Here is a 25,686-nt window from a genome sequence, read left to right on the forward strand (position 1 = left end):
ATGGCAGCCATGCCTGACACGAATGCCTTCGACACCGCCACGCTCCGCCTGTTCGACGAGGTCGCCAGGAGCGGGTCGTTCACCGCCGCCGCCGAGCTGCTCGGCTACACCCAGTCCGCCGTCTCCCGCCGCGTCGCCGCGCTCGAACGCGCCGCCGGCGGGCCGCTCTTCGAACGCCTGCCCAGAGGCGTCCGGCTGACCCCCGCCGGTCACCTGCTGCACCGGCACGCCGCCGGGGTCCTCGACCGGCTCGAACGGGCGGGGGAGGAGCTGGCCGCGCTGCACCGCGGCAGCGGCGGCACGCTGCGCGTCGGCTCGTTCGCCACCGCGAACGCCGACCTGGTGCCCGCCACCCTCAAACGGTTCGCCGACCGCCGGCCGGCCGTCGACCTGCGGCTCGCCGAAGCGCTCAGCCCGCGCCTGATCGAGCGCCTGCACGCCGGGGCGCTCGACGTGGCCGTGATCAGCGACTACCTGGTCACGCCGCCCGGCGGGCTCCGCCTGGTCCCGCTGCTGGAGGACCGCCTGCTGGTCGCGCTGCCCCGCGACCACCCGCTGGCCGGCCAGGACGACGTCGACCTGCGCGACCTGGCCGGGGAGTCGTGGATCGAGGCCGCCCCGCGCGGCCAGCCCACCCTGCTCCTGGCCGCCTGCGCCGCCGCCGGCTTCACCCCGCGCGGCGGGCTGCGGGTCGCCGAGTGGTCGGGCAAGTTCGGCTTCGTCGCCGCGGGGCTCGGCGTCACGCTCGTGCCGGAGCTGGCCGCCCGCGCCGTGCCGGCCTCGCTCGTCCTGCGCCGCCTGCGCGGGCAGCTGCCCGCGCGGACCGTGTACGCGGCCCTGCCCGACCCGGCGCTCCCGGCGGCGACGGAGCTCGCCGGAATGCTGGGAGAATGGAAGGCGTGTACGACGGATACGCGCACTTAGGAGATCGGTTCGCCTCCGGGCTGCGCGACGTGACGACCGACCTCGCGGCGCTCGACGGCGAGGGCTGGTGGGCCGTCGTGGTCGACTACGAGGGCAAGGTCACCTGCGCCCGCTTCGACCGGGTGCGCCGGGCCCCGCTGCCCCCGCCGCGCGGTCCCTGGCACGGCCCGCGCCCCGGCGAGTGGCACAGCTCCCTCGACCGGGCCGCCTACGAGGCCGGCGTGCGCGCCATCCGCGACCACATCGAGCAGGGCGAGGTCTACCAGGCCAACCTCTGCCGCGTCCTCACCGCCCCGCTGCCCGCCGGGTCCGACCCGCTGGCGCTGGCCGCCCGGCTCGCCGCCGGCAACCCCGCCCCGCACGCCGCCGTCATCCACCTGCCCGGCCTCGACGTGGTCTCCGCCTCGCCCGAGCTCTACCTGTCGCGCGACGGCGACGTGGTCGAGTCCCGCCCCATCAAGGGCACCGGCGTCACCGCCGGCGACCTGCTGGAGAAGGACCACGCCGAGAACGTCATGATCGTCGACCTGGTCCGCAACGACCTCGGCCGGGTCGCCGTCCCCGGCAGCGTCGAGGTGCCCGAGCTGTGCGCCGTCGAGGAGCACCCCGGCCTCGTCCACCTCGTCTCCACCGTCCGCGCCCGGCTGGAGCCGGGAGTGGGCTGGGCCGAGCTGTTCGCCGCCACGTTCCCGCCCGGCTCGGTCACCGGCGCGCCCAAATCCTCGGCTCTGCGCATCATCAATCAACTCGAACCCGAGCCGCGCGGGCCCTACTGTGGGGCCGTGGGCTGGGTCGACGCCGACCGGCGCACCGCGGCGCTGGCCGTCGGCATCCGCACGTTCTGGATCCGCGCCGACCAGATCCGCTTCGGCACCGGAGCGGGCATCACCTGGGGCAGCGACCCCGGGCGGGAGTGGCTCGAAACCGAGCTCAAGGCGTCCAGGCTGATCACACTGGCATCCTCAGGAGGAAAGCGATGAACGTCCCGGTCTGGGTCAACGGCGAACTGCACGACCCCGCGCGGGCCACCGTCTCGGTCTTCGACCACGGCCTCATGGTCGGCGACGGCGTGTTCGAGACGATCAAGATCGTCAACGGCAGGTCCTTCGCCCTCACCCGCCACCTCGACCGGCTCAGGCTCTCGGCCCGGCGCATGGACCTGCCCGAGCCCGACCTGGATGCCATCGCCGGCGGCATCGAGCAGTGCCTGGCCGCCGCCCCCGCCTGGCCGCTCGGCCGCATCCGCGTCACCTACACCAGCGGCCCCGGCCCGCTCGGCTCCGACCGCGGCAACCAGGGCGCGACCTCCGTGGTGATCGTCGACGAGCAGAAGCCGTTCCCCGCCGCCGCGGACGTCACCGTCGTGCCCTGGCCGCGCAACGAGCGCGGCGCCCTGTCCGGCGTCAAGAGCACCTCCTACGGCGACAACGCCAAGGCCCTGGCCTACGCCAAGGCCCGCGGCGGCGGCGAGGCGATCTTCGGCAACCTGGCCGGCAACCTGTGCGAGGGCACCGGCTCCAACATCTTCATCGTCCGCGACGGACGGCTGCTCACCCCGACGCTGGAGGCGGGCTGCCTGGCGGGCGTCACCCGCGCGCTGGTCGTCGAGTGGTCCGGGGCCGAGGAGGCCGACGTGCCGCTGTCCGCCCTCTACTCCGCGGAGGAGGCGTTCCTCACCTCCACCACCCGCGACGTCCAGCCGATCGCCCGCGTCGACGACACCGTGCTGCCCGTCGCCCCCGGCCCGATCACCGCCAAGGCCATGCGGGTGTTCGCCGAGCGCGCCGCCGCCGACCTCGACCCCTGAGTCCCGCGCCGGGCCGCCCCTGCCGGGGCGGCCCCGCTCAGGTCAGTAGCTCTTCTGGGTCTGGACGTTGAAGTCGTCCATCTTGACGTCCTTGGCCGGATCCGTCAGCGGGTCGTCGATCTTCAGGACGTCCAGGCCCATCTGGATGTCGGCCGAGTACACGTACCCGTTGTAGTAGTACGCCGACCACGACCCGGCGATGCCCTCCTCCGGGTACGGGCCGCGCTCGAAGAAGCCGATCTCCTTGATGGCGTTGGAGTCGGTGAAGTCGAGGAAGGACACGCCACCCTGATACCAGGCCTGGACCATGATGTCCTTGCCCGGGATCGGCAGCAGCGAGCCGTTGTGGGCGACGCAGTTCTCGGTCTCCTGCTGCTCACGCGGGATCTTGAAGTAGCCGCGCTTCTCCAGCTTGCCGCCGACGATGTCGTACACGGCGTTCGCGCCCTTGGTGGCGGGGATCTCCGAGGTGCAGGTCGGGGACGAGCCGCCGCCCAGCTCGTCGGTGAACAGCACCTTGGTCGCGTCGTTGTTGAAGGTGGCCGAGTGCCAGATCTGGAAGTTCTCCTGGTCGGTGACCTGCTGGATCAGCTTGGGGCTCACCGGGTCGGTGATGTCGAGCAGGAAGCCGTCGCCGAAGCAGGCGGCCGCGGCCAGGTTCTTCTCCGGGTAGGCGGTGATGTCGTGGCAGCCGGTGCCCTCACCCTGGTTCTCGATCGGGATCTCCGGGGTCGCCAGCACCTTGGCGGAGGCCGGGTCGTCCATCGGGATCTCCACGATCTGCAGCAGCTGGTGAGGCGGCGGGCAGGTGTCGGAGGAGGGCTCGGGCCCGGGGGAGGAGACGTAGACGAGCAGCTTGTCGTCCGTGGGCACCATCGTGTGCGTGTGCGAGCCGCACTCGGTGGCGACGGCTCCCACGTACTTCGGGTTCTTCTTGTCGCTGACGTCGAAGATGCGCAGGCCCTCCCACGCGCCCCGGTCCTCCGTCGAGTCGCAGCCCTCGCCGCTGCGCGGCGCGTCGATCGACAGGATCACCAGGTTCTCGTGCACCGACACGTCGTTCTGCTGCGCCGGGCAGGTGACCTGGCTGACGATCTTCGGGGCGGTGGGGTCGCTGATGTCGAAGATCGAGAACCCGCCGAAGTTCCCCATGTAGAGGTAGTCGCCCTGGAAGGCGAGGTCGGTGTTCCAGTCCATCGGGCCGTTGAGCGGGGCGGTGCGCGGCACGTTCGCCACGTGCGTGACGTTCTCGCTCGTCATGACCTCACCCGGCGAGGCCTCGCTCTGCGACGACTGAGGCCGCTGGCTGGCGGGCGGCGCCTCCGCCTCCGGCTCTGGGCTCCCCGCGCATGCGGTGACCAGCAGAAAGGCCGCCCCCAGCGCGGCCCATCGAACCTTGGCGAAGATCACGCCTGTCCCCCTCGTCTCATAGCTCAGTATGGAAGCTATGCCAGAGAGGTCCGGAATGCGCGCGCTATTGGTCACAGTTCTGCTGACATCGTCGGCCCTCGCGGCCTGCGGTGCGGAGGCGCCGCAGCCGTCACCGGTCGGCACCGAGGCGCCGGTGATCGTGCCGCAGAGCCCCGGCGCGACAGCCCGCACCGCGACCCCCGGCGAACGGATCGGGCAGGTGCCGGCCACCCCCACGGCGGCGGACGTGCGCTTCGCCGAAGGCATGATCCCCCACCACCGGCAGGCGCTGGAGATGACCGCCCTGGCGGCGAACCGCACCACCACGGCCTCGGTGCTCGGCTTCGCCGAGCAGATCGCGCTCAGCCAGCAACCCGAGATCACCATCATGTCGGACTGGCTGGCCGCCCTGGGCCGCCGCGTCCCGTCCGGTCACGACCACCAGGGCATGGAGGGCTACGGCATGGCGACGGAGGAGCAGCTGAAGGCGCTACGCGCGGCCGAGGGCGGCGTCTTCGACCGCATGTTCCTGCAGCTCATGATCAGGCACCACGAGGGCGCGCTCAAGATGGCGGAGGAGGAGCTGGCCGGGGGCAGGGACCAGCGGATGCGTCTCATGGCCAGGGACATGTACGCGGGCCAGGGCATCGAGATCGCCAGGATGCGCAAGATCCTGGACAAACTGCCCGCCCGTTGACCCGCTCAGCTCGACCAGAGCATGTTGGACAGCTCGGAGTCCAGATCCATGTAGTCGGTCTCCCGCCCGGCCGGCACCTTCTCGTAGGTGCGGTGCAGGAACTCCGTCAGCGGGGCCAGCGGCACCTCGAACAGCGCCTGCCCGAAGGGGGAGGTCAGACTGATGTGCAGCGTGCGCTCGCCGTCGGCGCGCGCCGGCCACACCTGCACGTCGCCGTCGCCGACCCGCCGGACGATGCCGACGGTCAGCAGCTCACGGGCGAAGATCCACTCGACCGGCTCGTCGTTCCCCACGTGGAAGGCCATGCGGATGGCGTACGGGTCGTCGGCTGTGTAGCTGAGCCCGGCGAGAAGGGGGACGGTAGTACGGTCGGGGACCACAAGCCGAAGGCCAAGCTCGGCGGAGACGGTGGTGCTGTTCATCGTCAGCCAAACCTTTTCGTCGTAGGTCCCCTCTACGGGGCTTTCACTGCTCGGGCGTACTTCGTCCTCGTCCGAGCTATGACGGCGGAACGAAGAAACCCGTTGGAAAGATTCCGCTCCGAGGGCCTTCTGTAACGCAACTCACAGCTGGACATTTAGGCATCTACCTGGCTAAACGGGATCAGTTGGGCCGTATTTGCAAGGGTTTTGCGTGCAGTGGATCTCGTTCAGGGAGCCGCCGACGACCGTTCTCGATAGTGAGCACGTCGGGCGTCTACCCGGGACACGACGATGGTATGCCACGAGCCTGCCACGGCGGTGGGCAACCGCCGCGTTTCACCCCGAATCCTCACCCTGCCGTCTATCGTTTCGCCAGCGGGTGCCGGAGTGCGGTATGGTTTTCCCCGTCGGGCCCCACGGGGGCCAGGCGGGGCGGGCGATTAGCTCAGCGGGAGAGCGCTTCGTTCACACCGAAGAGGTCACTGGTTCGATCCCAGTATCGCCCACCAGCTCAGAGGCCGGTTCCATATCAGGAACCGGCCTTTTTTGATCTTCCGAGTGACAAACTGAGTGACTTTACGTCTCCTCAAGGCCGTGGCCGTGGGCAGGGAAGATGCGATCCATGAGCGCAGCCCCTTCCTGCATCACGGGGCGGATCTGCTGGCGGTAGACCTTCTCCGTCACCGCCGAGCCTCCTGTGTGGCCGATCAGGCGAGCGATCTGCTCGATGGGCACGCCGTCAGCGGAGAGCAGAGAGACGAAGCTGTGCCGCAGTTCGCGCGGAGTCCACTCCTGGGCAGCCAGGCCCGCCCTCTCGATCACACGCCGGACCTCTCGCCGGACATTGGCGGCACTAAGATTGGTTCCAGTCCGCGTGGCGAAGACGAGATCGTTGTCCTGCCACCGATCGCCGGCCGTATCGCGGAGACAGCGTTGATGATCCCAGAGAGCCCGCAACGCGGTGACGCAACGCTGGGGCAGCTTCAGGGTTCGGCGTGACCGAGCGGTCTTGGTGTCACCACCGATCCGAACGGATCTCCACACGTAGACGCCAAACTCGTTGTGATCCCATCCGGCATCCTTGACGGGCGTCCAGGTTGCGGTTTCTTCGTCCAGGACGACGACGTACGCCCAGAGTAGGGCGCGAACCTCCTCGGTGCGAAGGCCGACGAGCAGCGACACGAGGACATAGGCCCGAAGCCACGGCTTGGCCGTCTCGCTCGCCTCCAGGACTGCTGCCGCCTGCTCCATTGTGAGCGCCTTGGAGGGACGTCCAGACTTCCCCGTTGGCAGCTCGCATAGGAGCACGACGTTCCGCTTGACCTTGTCGCGTGCTTGAGCCCGATTGATCGATCTCTTGAGTATCGAACGGAGCTCTTGCAGAGTACGCGTGCTCACTTGTTGCGCTTTGCGTGCAAGCCAGCGATCGACATCGTCGGCGGTGAGCTGCCGGACCTTGCACGCCCCGAGGTCCGGAACGATGTGCTTCTCAGCAAGTGTCCGCTTTGTCTTGATCGTTGAAGCCGCACGGCCGGACAAGCCGAAGTCCAGCCAATTCCGTACTATGTCCGCCACGGTGTCTTGGCCTGGGGCGAGACTCAGGCCGTCATCAAGGTCTCGGATGATGTCCTTGAGTTTGGTCTTGGCCTCGGTCTTGGTTCGACCGGCGGCTTTGCGGGTGATGCGTCGGCCTGATGGGCTGTAACCGGTGGTGACTTCGGCGATCCATCGTTGGCGGGATTCGCTCCAGTAGAGGCCACCGTCGCCGTGTGCGCGTTGCTTGGGCATCAGGCGACCTGCGTTTCCTGCTCCAGGAGCTTGACGTACTCGGCGATGGCGTCGGCCGGGACGCGTCGCGCGCGTCCGGCTTTGACGGTGCGGAGGCGTCCAGCGCGGATCTCTTGGTAGAGGTAGCGCCGGGACAGGCGCAGGACGAGGACGGTTTCGTCTACGTCGTAGAGCGCTTGGCCCGGGTAGCGGACGTCCTTACCTTCGGTGGGCATGGTGGTGCTCCGTTCGCGGTCTGAGGGTTGGTCAGGCGGCGAGCGGTGTGGACGAACTGCATGCCTGTTGGTGGGCGAGTTCTTCGCGTCCTGCTCGGGTGCGTTCGCGGGCTTGGGCCGCTGCCGTGTTGGCGAGGAGTTGGTCACCGGTGGTGTGCCAGCCGGTGCCTGCGTAGGTGAGGAATCCGATGACGAGGGTGGTTTCCTCGGTTTTGGTGTCAAGGACGGCTTGACGCTGGAATCGCGCTGTTTCGGGGTGTCCCTCTGGCCTTGGCTGGCCTCGGTTGAGGGCGTGTGCGCGTTTGTAGGCGGCTCGTTGTTCGCGGATGGAGCCGAAGGTGATCGAGTAGCGGCGGGCTTTGGTGAGGAAGTGTCCGCCGAAGCCGAGCATGTGCGCCCACCTGCGTAGTCCTCTCCATTCTGGCGTGTGGCCGAGGTTCCAGGCGGCGGCGATGAGCCGTTCGGGGTGGGTGCCGGTGGGGTTGGCGTACAGGTCGATGGTGTCGGCGGTCAGCCGTCGGGAGGTGTGGCCGGTGGCTTCGGTGCCCTTGGTGGAGTACTTGGCGAGGTAGGCGGCTACGGCTTGGTCGTCGAGGGCGTCGCCGGAGGCCGACAGGGTGATGGGCCGGATCTCGTGCTGGTGGCCCCAGGCGATGGGCCAGCCGCCGGGCTGGTCGGGGTGGGCGGGGGTGGTGTAGGTGATGGTGGTGGCGGCCAGGGTGACGGCGGCGGTGATGTCGTCGACGGTGATGCCGGTCGGGGGCGGGGTGATGACCTCGGGTTGACCGGGGTCGATGCCGTCCAGGCGCAGCAGGATGTGGAAGTGGACTGCGCCGCGTGCTTGGTATTCGGCGGCTTTGCCGTGAGAGAGCCGGACTCGTGGCAGGCCGCGTTGCCGGGCGAGCTGGTTGAGGTGGCGTTCGGCGTGTTGCTTGGTGCGGCGCCAGAGTTCTCCGGCGTGGTGGTTCCACACGACGTGGTGGTTGTGGTCGTAGCAGTCGGGGCACAGGGGCCGGCCGAGCTGCTCGTCGCCGACAGCGTGGCGTTGCCAGCAGGCCAGCGGTCGTCCGTGCGGGCAGCTCGGTGCGTCGCGGCGGGCGTGGCAGGGAGCGGGGCGGCAGGTGCAGCGGGTCTTGTCTCGGCAGGCGCAGTGGCGCACGTCGCGGGTGTGGACGGGGCCGAAGGAGGGGGCGGTGAGGGTGGCGAACACGGCCGGGTGGGTGCGGACGGTTTCGGGGATGGTCTTGCCGCCGACGAGTCCGGCACGGACGAGGTGGTAGGCGTCGTGCTGGTAGGTGGTGGCGCAGGCGGGGCAGACGGTGTGGCGGCGGTTGCCGCAGGCTTTGTAGATGACGCCGTCCGGCAGGGTGGAGGTGTGCCGGACGGTGAGGAGTTCGCCGGTGCGGGTGTCGACGGTGGCCAGGTTGCCATGCAGCCGGATGGGGCGGGTGCAAGCCGCGGCTGATTCGACGTGACCGAGCCAGGCGGGGTAGTCGGGGCGTGCGGCGCGTTCCAGGGCGGTGCGGATGTGCTGGCGGCCTTCATGGTCGAAGAGGCCGGAGCAGGGGGTTTCGGTGTTCGCCCCCACGCCCGGGGCCAGGGAAGTGGTCCCGGGGGTGAGAGCCAGCGCCGAAGCGGTGTCGAGCTGGAGGGTCATGAGTCAGTGCTGTCCTTCCAGGGCGGGAACGGGTAGGTGCAGGACCGGCAGGGCCGGGGTCCGCTCCTGGACAGTGCGGTCGGTGCGCGCGTCGGTGTGCGCGTGGTCCTGGCGCTCGTGGCCGAGGGACGTGTCCGCAGGTTGAGGCGTGGTTTCGGGGTCAGGTTCCGGCACGGTGGCCGTGTCGAGTGCCGCCGGTTGTGTCGTGGTGAGGGTTGCCGCCGGTTGCGTGGTGGGAGTGCGGGAGAGCACCAGCTTGGTAAGGGCCAGGAAGGCCAGGGCGGGGATGGCGGCGATCAGCCACCCGGTCGGATGGGGTTTGGCGACGGCGATTTGGGCCGCGATGGACAGACCGGCGGAGGCGATGAGGACGATCATCGGGTAGGTGATGGATTGGCCGTTGCGCTTGCGTCGCCGGACTTCCAGGCCGGAGGCGGTGGGGGTGAGTTCGGAGATGACGGCGTTGGCCCAGCCGAACCATTCGCCGGTTCCTTCGGGGCTGTTGGCCATGGTCCAGTCGTGGACGTGGGTGAAGGAGGCGGCTCCGGCCATGAGGCCGACCAGGAGCAGGATGACGAGTTGGACGCCGGATTCGACGCGTTCGGTTCGGTTAGCGGGTGAGGACATGGTGTTCCTCCTGAGCGTCGCGTTGGGGGACGACGGGTTCGTGGCAGTCGCTACAGGTGATCGAGACTGTGGCGATCAGTGAGGCCGCGATGTGGGTGATCCGGTTGCACGCGCAGATGGCGGGCACGACGTTGATCGAGTAAGGCAGCGTTGTGTCTGCCGTGGCGGGTTCGGTGTCAGGCTGGTCCCAGCCGGTGACCCGAGGGGTAATGCCGCACAGGGGGCAGCAGCGTGAGGCTCCGCCACGCCGTTTTAAGGAGCGTTCGAGGTTACGTCCGCCGGTCCAGGTGCGGGCCACGACGAAGTCGATGCCTTCGGCGGTGATGACGGCCATGAGGCGGGCACCGGTGCCGTTACGGTGCTGGCGCAGGCGGCGGTTGAGGTCGCCAGGGGTCCAGCCGATGTAATGACGAGCGTGCTTGTAGGGCCGCTCGAAGTGCAGCAGGTAGACGATCCCCGCAGTCATCAGCGTTCACCGCCCCAGCGCTGTTGGGCGGCCTGGCGGGTGATGCCGAGGGGCCGGGCGATGTCGGCCCAGGAGTAGCCGTAGTCAGCGCGCAGCTGCGTGACGGCCTGGGCGATGGCGTGGTCGAGTTCGGCGACGACGCCCGCGAGGTCGGCGAGGGCTTCGATGTCGCCTTCGGCGATGCGCTTGCTGTAGGCGCGGATGATCCTCTTGAGGAAGGCGGCGTAGTCGGGCGTTTCGATGGAGCGACTCATGAGGCGCTCCGCTTCATGCGGCGTACGCGCTGGGCCTTGTCGAGAGCGGCCAGCTGCTTGCGGGTGGGCTTGCGCTTGGGCAGCGCGCGAGTGACGTCGTAGAGGTAGGCGACACGGCCACCGTTACGCCACAGGATCTGAGCGACGGGGGCTTGTCCGCCGGGGCGCAGACCGAGGGCGGCGAGTTGACGCCGGGTCTTCAGGTTCTTGGGCGCCCACTTCCACGGGTAGGTGGGCAGCCGGTACTGACTACCGGTGGGGTCGTAGAAGACGACCCGGGTGCCGGGGGTGGCATTGAGCCGTTCGAGCTGCGGTATCCGGGCAGCCGAAGCGGGGATAGAGTGCATGATGGTTCTGCTCCTTTGCTTAATCGCTGGGAGTGAGCTGAGGCGGGGGCCGGGGATCTTTGGCGAGAGGTCCGGCCCCACGCCGGATCTAGGTGATGGGGTCGCCGCAGCAGCTGCAGTGCCAGCCGTCGGCGGCCAGGTAGGTGGAGCGGCACTGTCCGTCGCACAAGACGAACTCGGCGATTCCGTCGCTGTCGGTGCCGATGATGAGCCTGGAAGATTGGCAGAACGGGCAGGCCAGTACCCAGGAGATGAGGCCCATGGCGAGGACCTCGATGCAGGCCGGGCAGTAGATACGGCCGTTGTCGCGGTGGCCGACGAACCAGCCGGCGGGGGTCGCCTCCAACAGGGCAACGGTGTTGCGGCACTGGTTGTCGCACTGGACGATCCAGTTACGCAGGTCGGGGCTGCCGTCAGGGCGGTAGGCCTTGTAGATCACAGCGGCCTCCAGTGGGGGTCGTCGTAGGCGGAGGCCGGGACGGTCATGGCCTTCGTCGTGGTCTCGCTGGTGTCGATGTCGTTCTTGAGCCAGAACATCGGCAGTTGCCAGCTGTAGGGGCGGCTGAGCGTGTCGTACCAGCGGTTGTGCTGGATGATCGGCGGGCTTTCCAGCCAGGCGATACCGGGGGTGACCTCAGGAGGCATCGAGGTACACCTCCCCGCACCAGGCGCATTCCAGGGCGCTCTGACGGCCCTGGTCGGTCGTGATCGTGATCTCGGTGAAGCTGCTGTTGCTGCACTCGACGCAGCACAGAGGCAGCGTTTCCCCGTTGAGCTCATGGGATGATTCGTCGGGCCAGGGCACCTCATCCAGGGCCGAGACCGTGTCGTGATCGTGGGGCATGACGGGTTCTCCGTTCAAGCGGCGAGAGGTATCGGGGCCTGGTCGCCGTTACGGCGGCTCCAGGTGACGTAGTCGACGAGCTGATGGATTTGCTCGTCGGTGAGATAGGCGGCCTTGACCAGGTGCGGGATGCCGCCTTCGGCGATGAGGTAAAAGACGCCGGGGGATCGGGGGCTGATGGCTTGGGCGTTGAATCCAGCCGAGGCCCAGCCGTGCCCGAGGATGATGTCCGAGCTGTTCGGGGTGGTGCAGCGAAAGGCCGCCCGGTAGCCGAACAGGTCGCGCAGCGAGGTGGGGATGATGTCCACGCTCGGGCGTTGAGTGGCAGCGATCACCGGCATGGCGCAGGCGCGGCCACGTGCGACCAAGTCACGCACCAGCGCGATGAACTCTTTCTGCTGCTCGGGGGTGCCGGTGGTGGCGGTGTAGTAGGCCAGTTCATCGATGAAGACGCCGATGACTTTGATGGCATCGCTGGCCAGGAACTTGCGGCGGCCGTGTGCGACCAGCCAGGCGTAACGGCGGTCCATCACCTTTTGCAGGCGCCGCAAAACGCGTAGGCCCTTGTCGATGTCGGGGCCGACGAAGACGCCGCCGGTTGCTTGGGCGGCTTCCATCCACATCCCCAGCTCCACCCATTTGGGGTCGAGCAGGACGGGGGTGAAGTCGTGACACAGGAAGGCGTGCCCAACGAGGTTCTGGATCAGTACGGACTTGCCGCCGCCGGGTTCTCCGGCGTCCAGCAGGTTGTGATACACCAGGTCGAGATAGACAGGGTTGCCGAATTCGTCGATCCCGATGAACACCGGGTCGAACATGGACATCGACGGCGCTACCGGGATCGTGGCCTGGAGTTCGGAAAGAGCCGCGTGCATGGCAGCGTCACCTCTTACAGGTCAGGCGAATGAGAGGCGCTACCGGGAGAGATGAACGAGGTTCCCCCGGTAGCAGAGCGACGCGTCAGATCCAGTCGAGGTCAGGGTTGTCCGTGGCCGTCTTGGCAGGAATGCCGCTGGCGGCCGGGGGCCGGCCGTTCTTACGGGCGGCTGGACGCTCGGCAGGGTCGGTGTCGTCGGTGTCCGGCACGTCAGCCAGATCGAGCTGAGCCGGAACGGTGGCAACCGGCCGGGTGATGGCCGGGACGTCGGTCGGCAGGTCCTCGGTGAGAGGGGAGCCGACCAGGCCGCCGAGGACATCACGACGTTTGATGTCCAGGTAGATGGCGGCGGAGTTGGAGGAGCGGGCCTTGGTCACGGTGACCGAGGCGGCCCAGCAGGCGACGGCGATTCTGCCGAGCTGGGATTCGATCTGATCGAGCGACAGGCCAGGACGGAGCCAGACCCAGACGCGTTCCCCGACCGGGATGGGCTTGGCCCACCCGATGAACGGCAGATGGCCGTGCCGGTCGGTCGGCAGGAAGGTGGCGAAGCAGGTGCGCAGGCGGTGCCGGACGATGAGGCACCACAGCAGCGCCAGCGTGTAACGGCGCGAGACGGGCACAAGGCCGCAACCGGCGATGACGCTGGCGTAGGCCGCGCCGGTGATGAGCGGGTTGGTCTGCTCTTGCAGGTACACCCAGCCGCCGACCACGACCAGGACGAGAGTGATTTCCGGCAGCCACCACCAGATAGCCCGAAGCACGGGCCAGATGGCGACGATGGCAGCGATGAGCCCGCCGACGAGGGTTCCGGCCGCGAGGCCAATGGGGACGGCGGCGAGCGGGGGCAGGTAGTAGGTGGAGATGACGGCGGCGAAAATGCCGACGACCGCCAAGATCACGTAGAAGGTGATCTTCGCGGTGCGCAGGTAGCTGTACTGAACGTTGGTCTGAATGACCGTGACGGAGCTACCGCGACGGCCGGAACCGCCTCTGTTGTTGTTGTGCGTCCCGAAGGTACGCTTGGACATGACTCTCCTCCTCATCATGAGGGGTGGGGGTTGAGAGCGGGACCGTGCGTTGTAGCAGGCGATACGGTCCCGCTTGCGTAGATCGTGATAAGCACGGCGAGGTCGAATAACGACGCCTTATGACCCGTGATCAGGGATTCTGGATAACGTCGTCGTAGTCGCCGTTGGCGAATTTGGTTGCGGTCTGGTCGCAGTCACGCGCCCAGTCGGTCCATGCCTTGGCGGTCTTCTGGTCGCCGGCCTTCTTGGCCTTGGCGGCTTTGCGCCACGCATCGGCGGCAGCGTCGGAGTTGCAGGTGATCGCGTCTTCGCGGTTCTTGAAGAGCCAGCCCATGAGAGATATCCCTTCTGATCGAATTACGCGGTGATGATGAGTGCGGCGATGAAGAGCCAGCCCACGTGCCAGGACTGGTCGAGGGCGTAGGCGCCGGTGCCGAGGTGCGGGGCGTCGTCGGTGCCGGGACGGGGCAGGCCCATCCGGAAGAAGTCACCCTTGCCGATGAGCTCGGCGAGACGGGCGAGGGTGGTACGGCGATCCGCCCAGTAGTGCGAGAGCGCGTCCACCGCGAGTCCGGCGAGCAGAGGCAGTGGCTCTGCCGTCAGGCCGGTGGCCAGGGCGAGCGCGACGAAGGCGACGGCCTTGATGATGGTCAGGGTGGCCACGTGCCGAAGGCACGCCAGTCGTCCCGCCATGGTGGGTGCGCCCTTGGCGCACGCCTGGTGGTGGGTCTGAACCCAGTGATCTCCTACGCTGTGTGCGACGTAGAGCGTCACAAAAACCGCAGCGAAATCGGCGGTGTTCGTCACGATGACGACTCCTCTGAGAACGGGGGTTGAACCGATCACGGCTCGGCAGGAACCTGGATAGCCAGGTGAGACCCCTCATCGGGGTGACCGCCGAGATCGGTCCTCACGTAGATGTCAGAACCGATCCCTGGCGGATCAGGCAGATCAGGCCGGAGGGGTAGCAGAAACTCTCCGGACGACAGGGCCCTATGTAGGCCACTGATCACCTGCTTGATGTGAGCGGACTTCGGTCCGACCTTCAGCTCGGAACGCTGTCCTTGGCGTAGGTCAGGGAATGCGGTCTACTTGCTGGCCGGAGCACCAGCGGGCTTGATGTCAGCCGCGCGGAAGGCCACGCCGTTGCGACCGTTGGTCGCCCAAGGCAGTGCCTCCAGCTTGAACAGGGCGACCTGAGAACCGACGTTCACCGTGGGCCTTTCACCGGCCGTGGTGACGTTGATCATCTCGCCGCCCGTCTCGTCCAGCGCCATGACCTGCGTGACCCACATCGGTCGGCCGGTCTCCCGCTCGGACTTCTGACGCCCGTTCTGGTCGGTCTTCTCGACCGCTTCCTTCGTCACCATGAACGACTTGCCGGTGACATCGATCAAGAGCTTCACGAAGCTCACCTCCGAATCGAGGGCCGCACCCTTGTGGCGCGAACTCCCTGTTTGCTCCATGAAACTGTCAGCGCGCATCGTTACGGTAGAGGACAAACCCCAACAGGCTTCGTTAAGTCTGTTAACCCCGCGCGAGCAGCACATTTATGATGCATCATAGGTTCACCGAGGAAATGGCAACCGTAGGCCGGACCATTACGAGGTGTGATGGATATGCCGAACTTGCTCAAACAGTGCCGGAAGCGGCATGGCTGGTCTCAAGAGCAGGCCATCGTCCGTTTTGAAAAGATCGGCCATGCTCTGAAGATCGACATTCCTTCTCGGGCCAGCTTGCGAACCCTGGTCTCCATGTACGAGAACAACCGCCGAGAAGTCCCCGAGCCTTACCGGCGGGTGTTTTGCGAGCTGTACCGAGCCTCCGAGAGTGATCTCGGTCTTGTCTCCAAGTCCCCGATGACCGTGGCGCCACTGCCCGTGCTGCCACAAGCTCTGCCAGGTGCTCCTTCTCCCGAGGTGATCACTTATCTCTCAAACGTGCTGGCTGAGCACACTCGGGCAGACACCCTTCTTGGCCCGCTCTACCTGGCACCGGCCGTCCAGGCTCAACTTCCACTCATAGACCGCCTAGTGCAATCAACACGTGGAGCGGATCGCCGCCAGATGCTCGAAGTCGCTGCGCAATTCGCCGAGTTTTGCGGCTGGCTCTATCAGGACTCTGGTGACCCTGATTGCGCAATGATTTGGACCAACCGAGCACTCGATTACGCTCAAGAACTGGCTGATCCTCAAGCTGTGGCCTACATCCTTATGCGAAAGAGCAATATCGCCACTGAAGCCGGCCACCCTGGACAGGGCCTGGGCCTAGCCAACGCTGCCCTCAACGCTGCCCAGGACCTCACGCCACGGCTTCGGGCAGTGTCCCTCCGGCAGCTCGCCAATGCACACGCTCTTCTCGGCGAGCCTCGCGAGTTCGAGTCCGCCATAGATCAAGCCATCCAGTACGCCACCGAGGGACTTGCTCAACTCGCGACGGACAAAGCCCGCTACTGCACACCGTCGTACGTCCAGATGGAAGCCGGAATGTCATGGGTGCTCCTCGGCAACCCGAACGCTGCCTTGCCGGTCTTCGAGCGAAGTCTCACGCAGTGGCCCGAAGCGACCCAGACCCGCGACAAGGGTCTCTGCCTGGCGCGGTTGGCCACCGCAGCCGCGGCTCAAGGCGAGGTCGAGCGCGCCGTTCAGGCTGGAAGCGAAGCCTTGACCATCGCCCAGCGGACCGGTTCAGCACGCATCCGGACGCAACTGGAAGCCCTTCGCGATCACTTAACACCTGTCGCCAAACTGCCTCTCGTGCAAGACTTGACGAAGCGCTTAGCCCAGCTCACGCGCCATGCTGCGTGAGCAACACACTCCGGCGAGGAGCCTTCGTGAATCATTTGCTGCCAACTCAAACAACGAAGGATGAACACGTGCGAGATGCGCACGTCGCTATCCTGCCGATTGGCAGCTTCGAGCAACACGGCCCGTACCTGCCGCTGGCCACCGATGCGGCCATCGCTTCCATCATCTCCCGCGAAATCGCACAGCTTTATCCAGTGCGCTATTTGCCGCCAATCACCATCTCTTGTTCCCACGAACACAAAGCTTGGCCCGGAACGGTGAGCATCTCAGCCAAAACGCTATTCGCTCTCGTCGCTGACATCCAAACATCGCTACGGGCTTCCGGCATCAATAAGCTAATTTTGATCAATGCCCATGGCGGCAATTACGTGCTCTCTAACATCGTGCAGGAAGCCACCATCGCCGAACGATGTATGGCGCTCTTTCCAACTAGCACTGACTGGAAAACAGCACGAACCAAGGCCAACATGGAGACCAGCGGGCACGAAGATATGCACGCTGGCGAGCTTGAGGTTTCCATCCTGCTGGCCACCAATCCTGAGCTGGTGCGAGATGGCTATGACACAGTCGATCACGTAGCCAACGACCGCAAGGATCTCCTGACCGTCGGCATGGAGGCATACACCAAAACGGGTGTCATCGGTCGGCCCTCACTAGCCACCGCTGAAAAAGGCCGAGCCGTCCTTGACTACCTCGGTGAGGCGTTCCGTTCCTGCCTCCGCAGTATCGACGTAGTTGTGTGACCCCTGTGTGAGAACTTTCTCTACAAACTTAAAGCGGCCCTGACCGGGCCGCACGCGCCGCCGACGCGACGCGGGCCGGGCACTCCACTTGGGCTCCATGCCCGACCCGCAGAACGTCGGTCGGCTGGCGCGGACGAGGACAGGGCCGCTCTTTGGGAGGGCGCACGACTCAAGTCACGGGGTCGAGCTCGCTAAGCGCATGCCCGCGCAGTCGCCGGCGGACCTTACTGCATGCCTCCGGTGGGGGCGGATGACTGTGGAAGCGTCGTGGGCTCTCCCCCGCCCCCGCTGCCCGAGGATTCGCGGGCCACCAGAACCTGTCAAGGCAGGCTGTGGCCGTTGGAAGCACGGCGGACGTGGAACCTCACAGGCTCATGTACACGCGAAGCCTGCCTTGACAGAACCTGGCGTCCAGTCGCGACCCAGGGTCAGCTAGCGGGGGCGGGGGAGAGTGGGGCGTGCGGCGGTGGACGGTTGCGGTGAAAGCTTGCCCCGCCTGCCGCCGTCCCAGGGCAAGCCCTAGTAGACCAGCCGCATGACCGCCTCCTCATCGCGGCCTGGAGGCCCGGGCGCGCGGCCAGGGCAGCCCTACGGCTGATCCGCTACCCCTTCGGATGGTACGACGGCAGACGGACAGGTGAAGACGGGTCGTGCGCCTTGGGCATCAACCACTCCATGAACGTCGCAAAACGTCACACTTGTGGTTAAGCTGCTAAAAGTTCTGGAACCGTCCCAGCATCCACCCATCTACGCATTCCATCCGTCCGCGCCAAAGCGGAACCGCTACGGTGCTTCCACCGTTGATGAGGACTGCGTCTTTGAGATGAACGAAACGTCGCGGCGGTCCCAACGCGCCATCGCTCTCTTCTTGCTCGTCGCCAACCTGCCGACCTTGCTCTGCTTCTTCTTTCGCGGCGTCTATCCCCTCTCGCATGCCTGCCGCTAGCCCCGGCGCCGCAGTAGCGAGGGAGTCAACCAAGTGATCTTGCCACGTGTCGTAGGAAATGAGGTCACCTGTGAGTACGGACCCGCCGATGAACAGAGTGACCGATACAGACGCATTCGAACCCATCTCCACCAAGCGGTGTAGAAACATGTCGAGATAGGGATCAACCGATTGGAGAGGTTCCTTGGGGAGCTCGGACGGCTCGTCGTCGATCTCGATTGTTGTCACCAAACCAGTATGCCGTCACCCAAGGAGCACAATCGACCGAAGGGCTGCAACGGAACCAAGCCGAGGGCCACATGAAACGAGCTGATCCACAAATGTCGGGTTTGTGTCCGTTTGTCGCACGACCGTGGAAGGCGCCCAGGCGCAGGGACACGTCAAGCCGGGCTTGCGCCCAACGGTCACGGCCGGGCTTGCGACGGAGGAGGTGGTCTGCCGGGGCTTGCCTGGGTCGATGGCAGACGGGATGGCACACCAGCCACGCCACCACCGCACGACCTCCGTCGCCGGCCCGCTGCCGCTCCGCGGTGGGTCGACGGCAGATGGGATGGATGGAGTTGCGTGCTGACGCTCGCGTTGAAGGATTTATGGTGCAAAACACAGAACATTCAGAAGTGGACTACATTCAACATTCGACATTACAGTTCTGGTGCGACTTGCTCTCAGGCATTTAGCAGCCAGAAAACTATTCAGGCGCTGTGCACAGACATTATTGCGCAAGGTTAATATTGCCCTCGCAGATCTTCAACGTTAGGGTTGGTCGCTTACTGTCGAGGGCAAATAGGAACTCCCGACTGGTCCATTCTGTTTTACGGTAATGGGGGGACTCTACTATCACGAAAAGCTCCGCTTCATGCATTGCCTGCTCAACCACGCTTTGGCGATCCTGGTCAGCGTGGTCATGTAGATCATCTATGTATACTTCGCCTAGGTGGACAAGCTCCTGCTTGATGGCATACAATCTCTCAATGTCATTATCTCGCCGCGCGTAACTCACAAAGATTTTCACGGTTTACTGCTTAGTCCTGGAGAGATAAAACCCAAAAAGTACAGAAGGAAAGCAAGGCCAACGAGGCTTGATAGCAGCAGGTAATAGATCATTGAAGAGTTGAATGCCGATCTAAAAGCTCCGACTCTTTGAGGAGCTGGTATGTGTTCGTATCCATCTGGGCAGCGTGCCGCCCGACGCTGCCATATCCTCGTCATATTAGCCCTTAGTTTGCGTTGATAAAAGTACCCTACTGCGTCAGCCAACCAAAAAGCTGTGATTATAAGCAGGGCTGAAACAAAGACAGCCCCATTTAGTTTCTGGCCAGATAGCAATGACACTAGGCTTGAGGCGGGAACTAGGACAGTGGCGCAGATCTTTTTTAATTCAAAGCAGGAGTCGGACGCCTTAAGAGTCGCCGCATGTAGCTGGTCTATCTGTTCTTTATCCAAGTCATCCGCTGTAACAGATGCTTCGATTTTGACTATCTCAGAATCCTCAATATTTCTCTTCGGTGCGCGCTTGCAGGTCTTTTCGAAAATGCTTGTCATTGCCATCAGGGCAATAATTCCGCCTAGCATAACATGTGGCAGATATCTTCTTATGTGAGTATCGTTAATCGGCATAGCACATCATTGTGCACCATGAGCCTGAACGCTGTCGAGAAGGCTTGAGTGAACTAAGGGCATCATGAGCTTGAGCGGCCGACTGAGTGATAGCCAGGATGCCCGCCGCAGCGCTGCCAGGTACAAGAGCGCCCACGAGTGTAGGCGTGAGCAGCGAAAACGCCAGCCCCGGTGATCGACTAGCTGCTCTACGAGCGAGAGATCGCGCAACTCGCAGCGGGATGGCAGGCCGGTCCCCTAGTATGGGGATGTCAGACCTTCATCCGGACTGCCGGACGTGTGACTCACGATCACAAGAAGGACAACGTACGGGAGCCTGGCCCCATAAGCCAGGTCGCTGTCGGTCGATGTTGATCATCGAGCCCGACGCTTCCGTACGTCGGTAAACCCGCCACGTCAGCGCTGGGACGACAGACACGCTGACGGAGATGCAGGTGGGGTTTTTCTCTATCCTTCAGGGCTTGCCGGTAGTCATGCTCTTGCCTCCGGTGCTGTACATACTGTTAATGGCTGCATCGGCCACCGTCGCGATGAGCTCAAAGAAGAAGTTCCGTCGTGATATGGCTTGGAAGATCTTCAGTGCTCTAGTTCGCCACCGCCATGAACCTCCAGCCTTGCCGTCCGACAGCAACGACAAGACCTCCCAAGGCGGCGTTCCTACTCAGCAGCCATGATTGGCTTGAAGGCCACAGGGGCGCCACGTAAGGAGCCATGCCAGGTGAACGAGTCTGAACCGGGCTGCACTTGAATGCCCGATCTGCGGATCCTCAGAACCCTCCCCAATGGATCAGAACACCAAGATCCTGGTTCGAGTCCCATCGCGCGAGCGAGTGACAAAGTGCGTGACATCCGGGGCGCTCAGCAAGGTCTGATCATGCGCCTCAGTGCACTATGATCACGGGCTTTACCAGGTCAAACGCCTGATCACATAATCAGTATGTCTGCTTCACACCGAAGAGGTCACTGGTTCGATCCCAGTATCGCCCACCACATCGCAGCAGGTCAGAGGCCGGATTCCGAGATCGGGATCCGGCTTTTCCGATCGTCTGACCCCGATCTGACCCCCGGGTGATCCGTCACCCCCTCCCTCGGGCCGCCATGGGACGGCAGGCTGCGGGCTCGTCCGACGACCATGCTCGGCCGGCGATGTTCAACCGGCATACCCTGACCGAGTTCCCCTCCGGGCGACGCTTGGCTGTGATCTACGTCGTAAAGGCGACGAGCAAGCGGCATATGCTGATCATCTCAAGATAGTCACAATCCGTGTCCATGCCTCAACCCTCAGTCGTCAAGACGTGTCGTTCTAGTGGACGAGGAGGGTGAGGACAATGACCAGTAGCCCACCCGGGCTCACGCCGGGAGCATGCTTCGTTCAGGCCTTCACGAATCTCACCTGCCTTGTCCCGAGGTCCGGCCTGGCAACGTAGCCGACATCGAGCCATACGGCCTGCGTGTGCTTCGGATCGCTCGCCCACCAGGCTGGATACTTGAAGGCGCTGGGTGGAAGATCGTTCCCGACGATCTGTGCGATCTGGGCGAAGGTCATGTCGATCTGTCCGCGCCGCCCGGGTATCCGCCCGGCGCGGGCGGTTTCCGCCTGGAGCCCGGGGATCCAGTCGTGTTCACCGGCGAGATGGACGGCGGCCGGGAGAGCTAGGAGGAGCGGGCACGCCGGGCCGGTTACGTCCCGTACGGGAACATCACCAAGCGGGTGCGGCTGCTGGTCGCCGCCGATCCCGACTCGATGTCCGGCAAGGCCCGCAGAGCCCGCGCGTACGGCATCCCGATCGTCACGCCGGACGCCTTCGCCCGCCTGGGCTCCCCTGAACTGCCTCGGCATGGAGGCCAGGACGTACCCCGGCGTCCGGTGGATCCGTGTTCCGGAGCGCTCATCCCACTGCGGGAGTTCGCAACTGCATCGGGCGATGCGTACCTAGCTGCTGTGCTGTACTTCACCGACGGCGCCAGCCGCGTACGTCTACCTGTCCCGCTGGTACGCGACGGGGACTGCTGTGGTCCTGCCACCTGCTCCCACCTCTTCCACGGGGCGAAGCCGCCCTCCCTGGCCGGCGGGGTGTTTGCGCAGCCAGGGGGCGAGCAGGGCCAGCACGGGGCCACGGTCGATCGCGGCACACTCGGATCTTCTGAAGGCGCGACCCAGCGCGTTGGTGCGGCTACTGTCTGCACCCGGTCGCCTGCGGCTGTTCGTAACGCCGGGTACGTTGTTGCACCGGCGTGCCGATTCGGTGCGGCGCCTTCGACAGCCTGTACTTCTTGTACTCGTCGGGCCTGCGAGCCGGTTCGCCGAGCAGGCCCGACGTGGCGACTCGGATCAGGCGGGCTCTGCCGCGCAGGCCAGCTCCCGGACCGGGCGTTTCCCCGTGGTCAGGAACGTCGTCACCGCGGTGTCCGCGCACGTGTTCTTGCCGAGCAGGTAAACGCCGTGGCCGCCTTGATCGACGGTCACCATCCGGGCCCGGTTGCCGAGCGCCCGCTGCATCTTCCTGGCGCCGGCCAGCGGTGTCCCCGGGTCGCGGAGGAATTGCACCATGAGGACGTTCGACGGGCCCCGGTCAGTGACGCGCACCGGCGCCTCGATGGGGCCGGACGGCCAGAACGCGCACGGCCGGATGTTGGCCGACGCCGCGCCGAACATCGGGTAATGCTTTCGGTCGGCCTCGACGGCGCGCCGGTACGTAGGGATCGACCGGGGCCAGCGCGAGTCGTCGCAGACCACGTACTGGTGACTGGACATCAAGTTGTCCGGATACAGTACGGAATCATCCGCCGCCCCCGCCGGCATCTGGCCGGTGTCGAACGCCTGCCAGAGCCCGGCCAGAGCGGGGAAGTTCGCGTCGTTGAAGAGCATGGAGAACGTGAGCAGCCGGAACAGCGCGCCGTCGGCTCCCTGGAACGGTGTCGTGTCCAGCCGTCCGGCGAGTTCGAAGTACTTTTCGCGCACCTGTTCCGGTGTGCTGCCCAGCCCGTGCCCGGGGTGGGCGGCGGCGTACTCGGCGAAGTCGGGGAAGCGGTCCTCGACGCCTTGGGCGAACAGGCTCCTGTCCTCGTAGTTGACGCCTCTGGGGGGCAGGTTGCTGTCGATCACGATCCGGTCGCCGCGTTGCGGGAACAGTGTGGTGTACACGGCGCCGAGGTGGGTGCCGTAGGAGTAGCCGAGGTAGGAGAGTTTCGGCTCGCCCAGTGCCTGCCGGATGCGGTCCATGTCGCGGGCGGTGTTGGCGGTGGTGACGTACGGCAGCATGAACCCGGTCTTCGACGTGGCGCACTGCCTGGCGATGGCCTTGGCCTGCTTGGCCTGCTTGGCGACGTCGGCCGGGGTGGGCGCGTACGGGGGGATGTTGCCCCGTAGTTGCTGCTCCGGTGTCAGAGCGCAGGTCACCGGTGTGCTGTGGCCGACGCCGCGCGGGTCGAACCCGATCACGTCGTAGGTGTCCAGCACGCTGCGCGGCATGCCGGCGGCCACGAGATCGGCCGGGAACCGCAGGCCCGCCGCGCCGGGGCCGCCCGGGTTGAGGAGCAGCACGCCGCGCCGTCGTGTCGGGTCCTTGCTCGCCAGGCGGGAGATCGCGATGTCGATCGTCCGCCCGTTCGGCTTGCGGTAGTCCAGCGGGACCTTGAGCGTCGAGCACTCCAGATTGGACGCGGCGACGCTCTCCGGGCACGGCCCCCACCGCACCGCGCTCGGCTTGGCCGTTGCCGCGGCGGGCACTCCCGGCAGGAGGGCCGTCGCCACGGCGGCGACGGTCAGGGCTGTCAGGGCTTTTCGCATGTGATCACTTTCTACGAACGAGATGGGCATGGGCGGGCCGTCGGGACCGATCCGGATCGGTTTGATCTGCGCCGCAGGGATCGGGCTGAGGCACTGGCGTTCGGCTTGGGTGCGTATTCCTGTCTGGGTGCCGCTTGGCTCGTCTTGCGGCCCGGGTGGTGCTGGAGGAGGTGGTGGCCGCTGTTGATCGCGGCGTGGCGCGTGCCGGTGGCGGAGTAGTAGACGATCGCGAGCTTGAGGGTGCTCACGGTTCCTTCTGGGGAGCGTTCTCGTGCTCGGGTCGTTCCGTGGGGCGCAGCAGCTCAGCGCCACCGGAAGGGGTTGTCCTCCAGCGTGGAGCGGTCCCAGCGTCCGCGGTCGGCGGCGGCTTCGTAGGTGGTGTGGAGGAACTCGGCGACGGCGCGGTCTGGGTCCGGTGCGGCGCGGGCGGCCTCGTAGGGCAGCAGGAACTGCTGGAACTCAGAACTGAAGTACGCGCCTTCGGGGCCGATCGGCTGGTCGGCGAACCCGTCGGGTTCGGGGTAGGCGTAGGAGTAGAAGGCGCCCTCCTCTCCGCCGCCGGGCCAGAACCCGCAGCTGGACAGTTCCCGCGAGTAGCCCTCGACCATGACCCAGTCCCCGCAGTTCGGCACTCCGCCGGGGTGCGGGGGAGCTGACCGCCCGGAGAAGCGGGTGCAGGCGAGGTCCATCCCGCCCCAGAAGAAGTGCACCGGGCTGACCTTGCCGACGAAGTGCGACCGGAACTCGCCGATCACCCGGTTCGCCTGCAACAGCTGCCGCCAGCACAGGGCGGCCGCCTCACCGTCGTAGGAGGCGTGGACGTGGTCGTCGGCGAAGGGGATCGCCGGCTCGACCTCGTTGGGGTGCGGCCGGATCGGCGCCTCGATCCCGAGCTGGTCGAGCATGTCGAGGATCCGGGTGTAGAACTCGGCGACCGGCATCGGCCGGAGCGGGAGGCTCCGCACGCCGCCGTCGCTGCTGCGGACCTCGAGCCGGTGGCCGAGGAAGTCGAACTCGATCTCGAAGGCCCCCGCTCGGTACGGGATCGTCGAGGTCGTCAACCCGCGCGGGCTGACGTAGAGGGTCACCTGCCACCAGTGGTTGAGCAGCGGGGCGTGGGCCATGCGGATCTTGCCCACGATCTGGGTCCACATGTGCAGGGTCTCGCGGGTGGGGGTCCAGTCCGAGACCCGCAGGCTCGGCCAACTCGTCGTCACCGGGCTGGTCATCGGGTCTCAGCTCCTTGTCGCGGCCACGCGACGGTGGCCGGGTGTGTCGGGTCGGGGTGCTGCTCTGACAGCAGATGCCCGAGGACTGCAATGAGCGTCATGGACGTGCTCCTTCGGGTGTGTGAGGTGCGGTGCGGCCGTGCATCTCCCACGTGGGGAGGAGGTGGCGCGGCACCGCGGTGGTCGGGACGGCATCCGGCATCCTCCGGCGGTGCGCTCGTTGCCGCCGCCGCGCTGCGCGAGGTCTGGATCGCCTCGGACCGACGTCAGCTTCTTGCCCATGGGCTCTTCCTCGCGGTGCCCCTCATCGGTCAGCCGAGGAAGGACCGCAGCGCGGCGTTGACGTCGTCGGCGTGCGTCCAGAGCAGCCCGTGCGGCGCGCCCTCGATCTCGATGTACTCGGCGTCCGGGAGGAGCCTGCGGAAGCGGCGCGCCGTGGCCTCGATCGGCAGGATGTTGTCCGCCGTACCGTGCAGGATCAAGGCCGGCTTGCCGCTGGCCCGGACCGCCTCGACGTCGGCGCGGAAGTCCTCGATCCACGAGGAGACGACGGCGTGGGCCGCCACCGGAGCGCTGGAGATGGCGACGTTCCAACTGCCGGCGACCGCCTCCTGGCTGATCCGGCTGCCGAGGTTCTCCTCGAGGTTGTAGAAGTCGGAGAAGAACTGTGTGAACCAGGCGTAGCGGTCCCTCTTGGCCGCGGCCTCGATTCCGTCGAAGACCTTCTGCGGCACGCCCTCGGGGTCGTCGTCGCGGGCGATGAGGAAGGGCTCCAGCGAGGCGAGGAACGCGAGCTTCGCGACCCGCTGGTGGCCGTACCGCGAGACGTAGCGGGCGAGCTCCCCGGTGCCCATCGAGAAACCGACCAGGACGACCTCGCGGAGGTCGAGGGTCTCGAGCAGGATGTGAAGGTCGGCGGCGAAGGTGTCGTAGTCGTAGCCGGACCCGGTCTTGGACGACTGGCCGAAGCCGCGACGGTCGTAGGTGATGACGCGGTACCCGGCGGCGAGCAGGCTGCGCGCCTGGCGCTCCCAGCTGCGACCGTTCAGGGGGTACCCGTGGATGAGGACCACGGGCTGTCCCGCGCCCTGATCCTCGTAGTAGAGCTCGATGCGGGTGCTGTTCTCGTTCCCGACGGTGATGAATCCCATGATGGTTCCTTTCCTCGTTGCTCGGTTCTGTTGTGCT

Annotated in this window: 31 protein-coding genes and 1 tRNA gene; 8 read left to right on the plus strand and 24 right to left on the minus strand. The window is 66.0% G+C overall.

Annotation, left to right across the window (positions count from 1 at the left end; genetic code table 11):
* The first annotated feature begins 9 nt into the window (after positions 1-9).
* From FR742_RS10500 to FR742_RS10510, 3 genes are read left to right on the plus strand one after another with little or no spacing between them, the layout of a single operon-like run.
* Entirely contained in the window at positions 10-924 is a 915-nt protein-coding gene (locus FR742_RS10500) for a LysR family transcriptional regulator (protein ID WP_261808465.1), read from the plus strand.
* Entirely contained in the window at positions 900-1,904 is a 1,005-nt protein-coding gene (locus FR742_RS10505) for a chorismate-binding protein (protein ID WP_396989220.1), read from the plus strand. The genes FR742_RS10500 and FR742_RS10505 overlap by 25 nt, the downstream gene beginning before the upstream one ends.
* Positions 1,901-2,731, plus strand: coding sequence for an aminotransferase class IV (locus tag FR742_RS10510; protein ID WP_148030776.1), 831 nt, complete (start codon positions 1,901-1,903; stop codon positions 2,729-2,731). Before FR742_RS10505 ends, FR742_RS10510 begins: the two co-directional genes overlap by 4 nt.
* 42 nt (positions 2,732-2,773) lie before the next feature.
* Here FR742_RS10510 and FR742_RS10515 read toward each other — a convergent pair whose 3' ends face one another.
* On the minus strand, positions 2,774-4,141 hold the full coding sequence (locus FR742_RS10515; protein ID WP_148030777.1) for an LVIVD repeat-containing protein: 1,368 nt from the start codon (positions 4,139-4,141) through the stop codon (positions 2,774-2,776).
* 55 nt (positions 4,142-4,196) lie between these two features.
* Between FR742_RS10515 and FR742_RS10520 the strand changes: the two genes are divergently transcribed.
* Complete coding sequence (locus FR742_RS10520) at positions 4,197-4,838, plus strand: DUF305 domain-containing protein (RefSeq protein WP_261808466.1); 642 nt, start codon at positions 4,197-4,199, stop codon at positions 4,836-4,838.
* 5 nt (positions 4,839-4,843) lie between these two features.
* On the opposite strand, the gene FR742_RS10525 is transcribed toward FR742_RS10520, so the two are convergent.
* The gene (locus tag FR742_RS10525; RefSeq protein WP_148030778.1) at positions 4,844-5,260 is read right to left on the minus strand and encodes an SsgA family sporulation/cell division regulator; all 417 of its coding nucleotides are present in this window, start codon (positions 5,258-5,260) and stop codon (positions 4,844-4,846) included.
* 434 nt (positions 5,261-5,694) lie between these two features.
* Between FR742_RS10525 and FR742_RS10530 the strand changes: the two genes are divergently transcribed.
* Positions 5,695-5,769: transfer RNA gene (locus FR742_RS10530), tRNA-Val, on the plus strand.
* A 67-nt stretch (positions 5,770-5,836) separates the two neighbouring features.
* On the opposite strand, the gene xerC is transcribed toward FR742_RS10530, so the two are convergent.
* The 15 genes from xerC to FR742_RS10605 form a co-directional block, all read right to left on the minus strand.
* A complete protein-coding gene (xerC, locus tag FR742_RS10535; protein WP_148030779.1) occupies positions 5,837-7,048 on the minus strand; it encodes a tyrosine recombinase XerC in 1,212 nt (403 codons plus the stop codon).
* A complete protein-coding gene (locus FR742_RS10540) occupies positions 7,048-7,263 on the minus strand; it encodes a helix-turn-helix domain-containing protein (protein WP_148030780.1) in 216 nt (71 codons plus the stop codon). The genes xerC and FR742_RS10540 overlap by 1 nt, the downstream gene beginning before the upstream one ends.
* Before the next feature lie 31 nt (positions 7,264-7,294).
* Positions 7,295-8,920, minus strand: coding sequence for a replication initiator (locus FR742_RS10545; protein WP_148030781.1), 1,626 nt, complete (start codon positions 8,918-8,920; stop codon positions 7,295-7,297).
* Between the two features lie 3 nt (positions 8,921-8,923).
* Positions 8,924-9,547: a DUF2637 domain-containing protein gene (locus FR742_RS10550; protein WP_148030782.1), complete on the minus strand. Its 624-nt coding sequence runs from the start codon at positions 9,545-9,547 to the stop codon at positions 8,924-8,926.
* The gene (locus tag FR742_RS44450) at positions 9,531-10,013 is read right to left on the minus strand and encodes a hypothetical protein (protein ID WP_187281078.1); all 483 of its coding nucleotides are present in this window, start codon (positions 10,011-10,013) and stop codon (positions 9,531-9,533) included. Before FR742_RS44450 ends, FR742_RS10550 begins: the two co-directional genes overlap by 17 nt.
* A complete protein-coding gene (locus FR742_RS10560) occupies positions 10,013-10,267 on the minus strand; it encodes a hypothetical protein (RefSeq protein WP_148030783.1) in 255 nt (84 codons plus the stop codon). The genes FR742_RS44450 and FR742_RS10560 overlap by 1 nt, the downstream gene beginning before the upstream one ends.
* On the minus strand, positions 10,264-10,614 hold the full coding sequence (locus FR742_RS10565; RefSeq protein ID WP_148030784.1) for an RRQRL motif-containing zinc-binding protein: 351 nt from the start codon (positions 10,612-10,614) through the stop codon (positions 10,264-10,266). The genes FR742_RS10560 and FR742_RS10565 overlap by 4 nt, the downstream gene beginning before the upstream one ends.
* Before the next feature lie 88 nt (positions 10,615-10,702).
* Positions 10,703-11,053, minus strand: a complete 351-nt coding sequence (locus FR742_RS10570) for a hypothetical protein (RefSeq protein WP_148030785.1) — start codon at positions 11,051-11,053, stop codon at positions 10,703-10,705.
* Complete coding sequence (locus tag FR742_RS10575) at positions 11,050-11,259, minus strand: hypothetical protein (RefSeq protein WP_148030786.1); 210 nt, start codon at positions 11,257-11,259, stop codon at positions 11,050-11,052. Before FR742_RS10575 ends, FR742_RS10570 begins: the two co-directional genes overlap by 4 nt.
* Positions 11,249-11,458 carry a hypothetical protein gene (locus FR742_RS10580; protein ID WP_148030787.1) on the minus strand — a complete coding sequence of 70 codons (210 nt, stop codon included), beginning with the start codon at positions 11,456-11,458 and terminating at the stop codon, positions 11,249-11,251. The genes FR742_RS10575 and FR742_RS10580 overlap by 11 nt, the downstream gene beginning before the upstream one ends.
* Before the next feature lie 14 nt (positions 11,459-11,472).
* Positions 11,473-12,333, minus strand: a complete 861-nt coding sequence (locus FR742_RS10585; protein ID WP_148030788.1) for an FtsK/SpoIIIE domain-containing protein — start codon at positions 12,331-12,333, stop codon at positions 11,473-11,475.
* A gap of 85 nt (positions 12,334-12,418) precedes the next feature.
* Entirely contained in the window at positions 12,419-13,366 is a 948-nt protein-coding gene (locus tag FR742_RS10590) for a hypothetical protein (RefSeq protein ID WP_148030789.1), read from the minus strand.
* A 130-nt stretch (positions 13,367-13,496) separates the two neighbouring features.
* Positions 13,497-13,700 (minus strand): hypothetical protein, encoded by a 204-nt coding sequence (locus tag FR742_RS10595; RefSeq protein WP_148030790.1) that lies wholly within the window; start codon positions 13,698-13,700, stop codon positions 13,497-13,499.
* A 23-nt stretch (positions 13,701-13,723) separates the two neighbouring features.
* The gene (locus FR742_RS10600; RefSeq protein WP_315970605.1) at positions 13,724-14,212 is read right to left on the minus strand and encodes a DUF3307 domain-containing protein; all 489 of its coding nucleotides are present in this window, start codon (positions 14,210-14,212) and stop codon (positions 13,724-13,726) included.
* Positions 14,213-14,454: 242 nt separating this feature from the next.
* Positions 14,455-14,850: a hypothetical protein gene (locus FR742_RS10605; protein WP_222708886.1), complete on the minus strand. Its 396-nt coding sequence runs from the start codon at positions 14,848-14,850 to the stop codon at positions 14,455-14,457.
* A 135-nt stretch (positions 14,851-14,985) separates the two neighbouring features.
* On the opposite strand from FR742_RS10605, the gene FR742_RS45700 reads away from it, so the two are divergent.
* Positions 14,986-16,173 (plus strand): hypothetical protein, encoded by a 1,188-nt coding sequence (locus FR742_RS45700; RefSeq protein WP_261808467.1) that lies wholly within the window; start codon positions 14,986-14,988, stop codon positions 16,171-16,173.
* A gap of 26 nt (positions 16,174-16,199) precedes the next feature.
* Positions 16,200-16,916 (plus strand): creatininase family protein, encoded by a 717-nt coding sequence (locus FR742_RS10610; protein ID WP_261808468.1) that lies wholly within the window; start codon positions 16,200-16,202, stop codon positions 16,914-16,916.
* 712 nt (positions 16,917-17,628) lie between these two features.
* Here the strand turns inward: FR742_RS10610 and FR742_RS10615 are convergent.
* From FR742_RS10615 to FR742_RS10625, 3 genes are all read right to left on the minus strand, one after another.
* Positions 17,629-18,090 carry a hypothetical protein gene (locus FR742_RS10615; RefSeq protein ID WP_148030793.1) on the minus strand — a complete coding sequence of 154 codons (462 nt, stop codon included), beginning with the start codon at positions 18,088-18,090 and terminating at the stop codon, positions 17,629-17,631.
* Positions 18,091-18,574: 484 nt separating this feature from the next.
* A complete protein-coding gene (locus FR742_RS46510) occupies positions 18,575-18,874 on the minus strand; it encodes a toll/interleukin-1 receptor domain-containing protein (protein ID WP_148030794.1) in 300 nt (99 codons plus the stop codon).
* On the minus strand, positions 18,871-19,479 hold the full coding sequence (locus FR742_RS10625; RefSeq protein ID WP_148030795.1) for a hypothetical protein: 609 nt from the start codon (positions 19,477-19,479) through the stop codon (positions 18,871-18,873). The genes FR742_RS46510 and FR742_RS10625 overlap by 4 nt, the downstream gene beginning before the upstream one ends.
* A 428-nt stretch (positions 19,480-19,907) precedes the next feature.
* Here FR742_RS10625 and FR742_RS10630 point away from each other — a divergent pair, with 428 nt between their 5' ends.
* Positions 19,908-20,153 carry a hypothetical protein gene (locus FR742_RS10630; protein WP_148030796.1) on the plus strand — a complete coding sequence of 82 codons (246 nt, stop codon included), beginning with the start codon at positions 19,908-19,910 and terminating at the stop codon, positions 20,151-20,153.
* Positions 20,154-20,851: 698 nt separating this feature from the next.
* Here FR742_RS10630 and FR742_RS44455 read toward each other — a convergent pair.
* The 4 genes from FR742_RS44455 to FR742_RS10650 form a co-directional block, all read right to left on the minus strand.
* Positions 20,852-21,319: a hypothetical protein gene (locus tag FR742_RS44455; RefSeq protein WP_187281079.1), complete on the minus strand. Its 468-nt coding sequence runs from the start codon at positions 21,317-21,319 to the stop codon at positions 20,852-20,854.
* A gap of 492 nt (positions 21,320-21,811) precedes the next feature.
* Positions 21,812-23,269, minus strand: coding sequence for an alpha/beta hydrolase (locus FR742_RS10640; RefSeq protein WP_148030797.1), 1,458 nt, complete (start codon positions 23,267-23,269; stop codon positions 21,812-21,814).
* Positions 23,270-23,571: 302 nt separating this feature from the next.
* A complete protein-coding gene (locus FR742_RS10645; RefSeq protein WP_148030798.1) occupies positions 23,572-24,498 on the minus strand; it encodes a DUF5996 family protein in 927 nt (308 codons plus the stop codon).
* A 311-nt stretch (positions 24,499-24,809) separates the two neighbouring features.
* Entirely contained in the window at positions 24,810-25,649 is an 840-nt protein-coding gene (locus FR742_RS10650; RefSeq protein ID WP_148030799.1) for an alpha/beta fold hydrolase, read from the minus strand.
* Positions 25,650-25,686 lie beyond the last annotated feature (37 nt).

The sequence above is a fragment of the Nonomuraea sp. C10 genome (assembly GCF_008017515.1).
Classification (GTDB): Bacteria; Actinomycetota; Actinomycetes; order Streptosporangiales; family Streptosporangiaceae; genus Nonomuraea; species Nonomuraea ferruginea.

Bases quoted from the DNA above. Each gene is read 5' to 3' on its own strand.
- FR742_RS10500 (WP_261808465.1), top strand. From the start codon at position 10: ATGCCTGACACGAATGCCTTCGACACCGCCACGCTCCGCCTGTTCGAC.
- FR742_RS10510 (WP_148030776.1), top strand. From the start codon at position 1,901: ATGAACGTCCCGGTCTGGGTCAACGGCGAACTGCACGACCCCGCGCGG.
- FR742_RS10520 (WP_261808466.1), top strand. From the start codon at position 4,197: ATGCGCGCGCTATTGGTCACAGTTCTGCTGACATCGTCGGCCCTCGCG.
- FR742_RS10525 (WP_148030778.1), bottom strand. From the start codon at position 5,260: ATGAACAGCACCACCGTCTCCGCCGAGCTTGGCCTTCGGCTTGTGGTC.
- xerC (WP_148030779.1), bottom strand. From the start codon at position 7,048: ATGCCCAAGCAACGCGCACACGGCGACGGTGGCCTCTACTGGAGCGAA.
- FR742_RS10540 (WP_148030780.1), bottom strand. From the start codon at position 7,263: ATGCCCACCGAAGGTAAGGACGTCCGCTACCCGGGCCAAGCGCTCTAC.
- FR742_RS10545 (WP_148030781.1), bottom strand. From the start codon at position 8,920: ATGACCCTCCAGCTCGACACCGCTTCGGCGCTGGCTCTCACCCCCGGG.
- FR742_RS10550 (WP_148030782.1), bottom strand. From the start codon at position 9,547: ATGTCCTCACCCGCTAACCGAACCGAACGCGTCGAATCCGGCGTCCAA.
- FR742_RS44450 (WP_187281078.1), bottom strand. From the start codon at position 10,013: ATGACTGCGGGGATCGTCTACCTGCTGCACTTCGAGCGGCCCTACAAG.
- FR742_RS10560 (WP_148030783.1), bottom strand. From the start codon at position 10,267: ATGAGTCGCTCCATCGAAACGCCCGACTACGCCGCCTTCCTCAAGAGG.
- FR742_RS10565 (WP_148030784.1), bottom strand. From the start codon at position 10,614: ATGCACTCTATCCCCGCTTCGGCTGCCCGGATACCGCAGCTCGAACGG.
- FR742_RS10575 (WP_148030786.1), bottom strand. From the start codon at position 11,259: ATGCCTCCTGAGGTCACCCCCGGTATCGCCTGGCTGGAAAGCCCGCCG.
- FR742_RS10580 (WP_148030787.1), bottom strand. From the start codon at position 11,458: ATGCCCCACGATCACGACACGGTCTCGGCCCTGGATGAGGTGCCCTGG.
- FR742_RS10585 (WP_148030788.1), bottom strand. From the start codon at position 12,333: ATGCACGCGGCTCTTTCCGAACTCCAGGCCACGATCCCGGTAGCGCCG.
- FR742_RS10590 (WP_148030789.1), bottom strand. From the start codon at position 13,366: ATGTCCAAGCGTACCTTCGGGACGCACAACAACAACAGAGGCGGTTCC.
- FR742_RS10595 (WP_148030790.1), bottom strand. From the start codon at position 13,700: ATGGGCTGGCTCTTCAAGAACCGCGAAGACGCGATCACCTGCAACTCC.
- FR742_RS10605 (WP_222708886.1), bottom strand. From the start codon at position 14,850: ATGCGCGCTGACAGTTTCATGGAGCAAACAGGGAGTTCGCGCCACAAG.
- FR742_RS45700 (WP_261808467.1), top strand. From the start codon at position 14,986: ATGCCGAACTTGCTCAAACAGTGCCGGAAGCGGCATGGCTGGTCTCAA.
- FR742_RS10625 (WP_148030795.1), bottom strand. From the start codon at position 19,479: ATGCCGATTAACGATACTCACATAAGAAGATATCTGCCACATGTTATG.
- FR742_RS10630 (WP_148030796.1), top strand. From the start codon at position 19,908: ATGCAGGTGGGGTTTTTCTCTATCCTTCAGGGCTTGCCGGTAGTCATG.
- FR742_RS44455 (WP_187281079.1), bottom strand. From the start codon at position 21,319: ATGCCGAGGCAGTTCAGGGGAGCCCAGGCGGGCGAAGGCGTCCGGCGT.
- FR742_RS10640 (WP_148030797.1), bottom strand. From the start codon at position 23,269: ATGCGAAAAGCCCTGACAGCCCTGACCGTCGCCGCCGTGGCGACGGCC.
- FR742_RS10645 (WP_148030798.1), bottom strand. From the start codon at position 24,498: ATGACCAGCCCGGTGACGACGAGTTGGCCGAGCCTGCGGGTCTCGGAC.
- FR742_RS10650 (WP_148030799.1), bottom strand. From the start codon at position 25,649: ATGGGATTCATCACCGTCGGGAACGAGAACAGCACCCGCATCGAGCTC.